2 protein-coding genes are annotated in these 5877 nt (G+C 65.6%); both read left to right on the top strand.

The window, feature by feature from the left end:
• On the top strand, positions 1-2070 hold a 2070-nt coding region (locus VML93_RS09395; protein ID WP_325609939.1), incomplete at its 5' end, for a DNA-directed RNA polymerase subunit beta.
• A gap of 43 nt (positions 2071-2113) precedes the next feature.
• A partial coding sequence (locus tag VML93_RS09390) for a DNA-directed RNA polymerase subunit beta' (protein ID WP_325609937.1) occupies positions 2114-5877 on the top strand: 3764 nt, incomplete at its 3' end.

Below are 5877 nucleotides of genomic sequence, written 5' to 3'. Positions count from 1 at the left end.
GAGACCCCGGAGGGTCCCAATATCGGTCTGATCGGCTCGCTGTCGGTGTACGCCCGGGTCAACCCGTTCGGGTTCATCGAGACGCCTTATCGCAAGGTCGTGGAGGGTGTCGTTACCGACGAGATCCACTACCTGACCGCCGACGAGGAGGACCGCCACGTGGTGGCGCAGGCCAACTCGCCGATTGACGGCGACGGCCGGTTCGTCGAGGCCCGCGTCCTGGTCCGCCGCAAGGCGGGCGAGGTGGAGTACGTCCCGTCGTCCGAGGTGGACTACATGGACGTGTCGCCGCGCCAGATGGTGTCGGTGGCCACCGCGATGATTCCGTTCCTCGAGCACGACGACGCCAACCGCGCCTTGATGGGCGCCAACATGCAGCGCCAGGCCGTTCCGCTGGTGCGCAGCGAGGCGCCGCTGGTGGGCACCGGCATGGAGTTGCGTGCGGCGATCGACGCCGGCGACGTCGTCGTCGCCGAGGAGGCCGGGGTCATCGAGGAGGTGTCGGCCGACTACATCACCGTCATGCACGACGCCGGCACCCGGCGCACCTACCGGATGCGCAAGTTCGCCCGCTCCAACCACGGCACCTGCGCCAACCAGTGCCCCATCGTGGATGCCGGAGACCGCGTCGAGGCCGGTCAGGTCATCGCCGATGGCCCCTGCACCGACAACGGTGAGATGGCGCTGGGCAAGAACCTGCTGGTGGCGGTCATGCCGTGGGAGGGCCACAACTACGAGGACGCGATCATCCTCTCCAACCGCCTGGTCGAAGAGGACGTGCTGACCTCGATCCACATCGAGGAGCACGAGATCGACGCCCGCGACACCAAGTTGGGCGCCGAGGAGATCACCCGGGACATCCCGAACGTCTCCGACGAGGTGCTCGCCGACCTGGACGAGCGCGGCATCGTGCGCATCGGTGCCGAGGTTCGTGACGGCGACATCCTGGTCGGCAAGGTCACCCCGAAGGGGGAGACCGAGCTGACGCCGGAAGAGCGGCTGCTGCGGGCGATCTTCGGTGAGAAGGCCCGCGAGGTCCGCGACACTTCCCTGAAGGTGCCGCACGGTGAGTCCGGCAAGGTGATCGGCATCCGGGTGTTCTCGCGTGAGGACGACGACGAGCTGTCGGCCGGTGTCAACGAACTGGTTCGGGTCTACGTCGCCCAGAAGCGCAAGATCTCCGACGGTGACAAGCTGGCCGGACGGCACGGCAACAAGGGCGTGATCGGCAAGATCCTGCCGGTCGAGGACATGCCGTTCCTCCCGGACGGCACCCCGGTGGACATCATCCTGAACACCCACGGTGTGCCGCGACGGATGAACATCGGCCAGATCCTGGAAACCCACCTGGGTTGGGTGGCCAAGTCCGGCTGGAACATCCAGGGGGCACCCGAATGGGCCGCCAACCTGCCCGCGGAGCTGATGACCGCCGAGCCGAACCAGATCGTGTCGACTCCGGTGTTCGACGGCGCCAAGGAGGAGGAGCTGCAGGGCCTGTTGTCGGCCACGCTGCCCAACCGCGACGGCGAGGTGCTGGTCGACGGTGACGGCAAGGCGATGTTGTTCGACGGGCGCAGCGGCGAGCCGTTCCCGTACCCGGTGACGGTTGGCTACATGTACATCATGAAGCTGCACCACCTGGTGGACGACAAGATCCACGCCCGGTCCACCGGCCCGTACTCGATGATCACCCAGCAGCCGTTGGGCGGTAAGGCGCAGTTCGGTGGCCAGCGGTTCGGCGAGATGGAGTGCTGGGCCATGCAGGCCTACGGTGCCGCGTACACGCTGCAGGAGCTGTTGACCATCAAGTCCGACGACACCGTCGGCCGGGTCAAGGTCTACGAGGCGATCGTCAAGGGCGAGAACATCCCGGAGCCGGGGATCCCTGAGTCGTTCAAGGTGTTGCTCAAGGAGCTGCAGTCACTGTGCCTCAACGTTGAGGTGCTGTCGTCCGACGGCGCGGCCATCGAGCTGCGGGAGGGCGAGGACGAAGACCTGGAGCGCGCCGCGGCCAACCTGGGAATCAACTTGTCGCGCAACGAATCCGCGTCTGTCGAGGATCTTGCTTAGATCTGTTTGAAGTTACTAAACCCGCAAGGGGAAAGGGAGTTACGTGCTAGACGTCAACTTCTTCGATGAACTCCGCATTGGCCTGGCTACCGCAGAGGACATCCGGCAGTGGTCCTACGGTGAGGTCAAGAAGCCGGAGACCATCAACTACCGCACGCTGAAGCCGGAGAAGGACGGCCTGTTCTGCGAGAAGATCTTCGGGCCGACTCGCGACTGGGAATGCTACTGCGGCAAGTACAAGCGCGTCCGTTTCAAGGGCATCATCTGCGAGCGCTGCGGCGTCGAGGTCACCCGCGCCAAGGTGCGTCGTGAGCGGATGGGCCACATCGAGCTGGCCGCGCCGGTTACGCACATCTGGTATTTCAAGGGCGTGCCGTCGCGCCTGGGGTACCTGCTGGATCTGGCCCCCAAGGATCTCGAGAAGATCATCTACTTCGCGGCCTACGTGATCACCGCGGTCGACGACGAGATGCGGCACAACGAGCTGTCCACGCTCGAGGCCGAAATGGTAGTGGAGCGCAAGGGCGTTGAGGATCAGCGTGACGCCGACCTGGAGGCCCGCGCGCAGAAGCTGGAGGCCGACCTGGCCGAGCTGGAGGCCGAGGGCGCCAAGGCCGACGCCAAGCGCAAGGTGCGTGACGGCGGCGAGCGCGAGATGCGTCAGCTCCGCGACCGGGCCCAGCGCGAGCTGGACCGGCTGGAGGACATCTGGACCACCTTCACCAAGCTGGCTCCCAAGCAGCTGATCGTCGACGAGAACCTCTACCGCGAGCTGCAGGACCGCTACGGCGAGTACTTCACCGGCGCCATGGGCGCGGAGTCGATCCAGAAGCTGATCGAGAACTTCGACATCGACGCCGAGGCCGACTCGCTGCGTGACGTCATCCGAAACGGCAAGGGGCAGAAGAAGCTTCGTGCGCTCAAGCGGCTGAAGGTGGTCGCGGCCTTCCAGCAGTCCGGCAACTCGCCGATGGGCATGGTGCTGGATGCTGTCCCGGTGATTCCGCCGGAGCTGCGCCCGATGGTGCAGCTCGACGGTGGCCGGTTCGCCACGTCCGACCTGAATGACCTGTACCGCCGCGTGATCAACCGCAACAACCGGCTCAAGAGGCTGATCGACCTCGGCGCGCCCGAGATCATCGTCAACAACGAGAAGCGGATGCTGCAGGAGTCCGTGGATGCGTTGTTCGACAACGGTCGTCGTGGCCGGCCAGTCACGGGTCCGGGTAACCGTCCGCTGAAGTCGCTGAGCGATTTGCTCAAGGGCAAGCAGGGCCGGTTCCGCCAGAACCTGCTCGGCAAGCGTGTCGACTACTCGGGTCGTTCCGTTATTGTGGTCGGCCCGCAGCTCAAGCTGCACCAGTGCGGTCTGCCCAAGCTGATGGCACTGGAGCTGTTCAAGCCGTTCGTGATGAAGCGGCTGGTCGACCTCAACCACGCGCAGAACATCAAGAGCGCCAAGCGAATGGTCGAGCGCCAGCGTCCGCAGGTGTGGGACGTGCTCGAAGAAGTCATCGCCGAGCACCCCGTGCTGCTGAACCGCGCACCCACCCTGCACCGGCTGGGTATCCAGGCCTTCGAGCCAATGCTGGTGGAAGGCAAGGCTATTCAGCTGCACCCGTTGGTCTGTGAGGCGTTCAACGCCGACTTCGACGGCGACCAGATGGCGGTGCACCTGCCGCTGAGCGCCGAGGCGCAGGCCGAGGCACGCATTCTGATGCTGTCTTCCAACAACATCCTGTCGCCGGCGTCCGGCCGCCCGCTGGCCATGCCGCGACTGGACATGGTGACCGGGCTGTACTTCCTGACCACCGAGGTCGACGGCGACAAGGGCGAATACCAGCCGGCCGGTGTCGACAGTCCGGAGACGGGTGTGTACTCGTCGCCGGCCGAGGCCATCATGGCGTCCGACCGTGGTGTGCTGTCGGTTCGCGCCAAGATCAAGGTGCGGTTGACTCAACTGCGTCCGCCGGCTGACATCGAGACGGAGCTGTTCGGCCAAAACGGTTGGCAGCCAGGCGATTCCTGGACGGCCGAGACGACGCTGGGCCGGGTGTTGTTCAACGAGCTGCTGCCGCTGGGCTACCCGTTCGTGAACAAGCAGATGCACAAGAAGGTGCAGGCTGCCATCATCAACGACCTGGCCGAGCGCTACCCGATGATCGTGGTCGCGCAGACCGTCGACAAGCTCAAGGACGCCGGTTTCTACTGGGCGACCCGAAGCGGTGTGACCGTCTCCATGGCCGACGTGTTGGTCCCGCCGCGTAAGAAGGAGATCCTCGACCACTACGAGGAGCGGGCCGACAAGGTCGAAAAGCAGTTCCAGCGTGGTGCTTTGAACCACGACGAGCGCAACGAGGCGCTGGTGGAGATCTGGAAGGAAGCCACCGACGAGGTCGGTCAGGCACTGCGGGACCACTACCCGGTCGACAACCCGATCATCACGATCGTCGACTCCGGTGCCACGGGTAACTTCACCCAGACCAGGACACTGGCCGGCATGAAGGGTCTGGTGACCAACCCGAAGGGTGAGTTCATCCCGCGTCCGGTCAAGTCGTCGTTCCGCGAAGGCCTGACCGTGCTGGAGTACTTCATCAACACCCACGGTGCTCGAAAGGGTCTGGCGGACACCGCGTTGCGTACCGCTGACTCGGGCTACCTGACCCGTCGTCTGGTGGACGTGTCGCAGGACGTCATCGTCCGTGAGCACGACTGCCAGACCGAGCGCGGCATCATCGTCGAGCTGGCCGAGCGTCAGCCCGACGGCACCCTGATCCGCGACCCGTACATCGAAACCTCGGCGTACGCACGGACTTTGGGCGCTGACGCGGTCGACGAGGCAGGCAATGTCGTCGTCGCGCGTGGTGAGGACCTGGGTGACCCGTCGATCGAAGCCCTGCTGGCTGCCGGCATCACGCAGATCAAGGTGCGCTCGGTGCTGACCTGCACCACCGGCACCGGCGTCTGCGCGACCTGCTACGGGCGGTCGATGGCCACCGGCAAGCTGGTCGACATCGGCGAGGCCGTCGGCATCGTCGCCGCCCAGTCCATCGGTGAGCCCGGCACGCAGCTGACCATGCGTACCTTCCACCAGGGTGGTGTGGGTGAGGACATCACCGGCGGTCTGCCGCGTGTCCAGGAGTTGTTCGAGGCCCGGGTTCCGCGTGGTAAGGCGCCAATCGCCGACGTCACCGGCCGGGTGCGGCTGGAGGACGGCGAGCGCTTCTACAAGATCACCATCGTTCCCGACGACGGCGGCGAGGAAGTCGTTTACGACAAGCTCTCGAAGCGGCAGCGGCTGCGTGTGTTCAAGCACGAGGACGGCTCCGAGCGGGTGCTGTCCGACGGCGACCACGTCGAGGTGGGTCAGCAGCTGATGGAAGGCTCGGCCGACCCGCACGAGGTGCTGCGCGTGCAGGGCCCCCGCGAGGTGCAGATCCACCTGGTCCGCGAGGTCCAGGAGGTCTACCGGGCGCAGGGTGTGTCGATCCACGACAAGCACATCGAGGTGATCGTGCGCCAGATGCTGCGCCGCGTCACCATCATCGACTCGGGCTCGACGGAGTTCCTGCCCGGCTCGCTGATCGACCGTGCGGAGTTCGAGGCGGAGAACCGCCGGGTGGTGGCCGAGGGCGGCGAGCCCGCCGCCGGCCGTCCGGTGCTGATGGGTATCACGAAGGCGTCGCTGGCCACCGACTCGTGGCTGAGTGCGGCGTCGTTCCAGGAGACCACGCGAGTGCTGACCGATGCGGCGATCAACTGCCGCAGCGACAAGCTCAACGGTCTGAAGGAGAACGTGATCATCGG

It is taken from the genome of Mycobacterium sp. (assembly GCF_035499775.1).
Classification (GTDB): Bacteria; Actinomycetota; Actinomycetes; order Mycobacteriales; family Mycobacteriaceae; genus Mycobacterium.
Note: the sequence above shows the minus strand (reverse complement) of the source record. Positions and strands in the feature narration are given on the sequence as shown.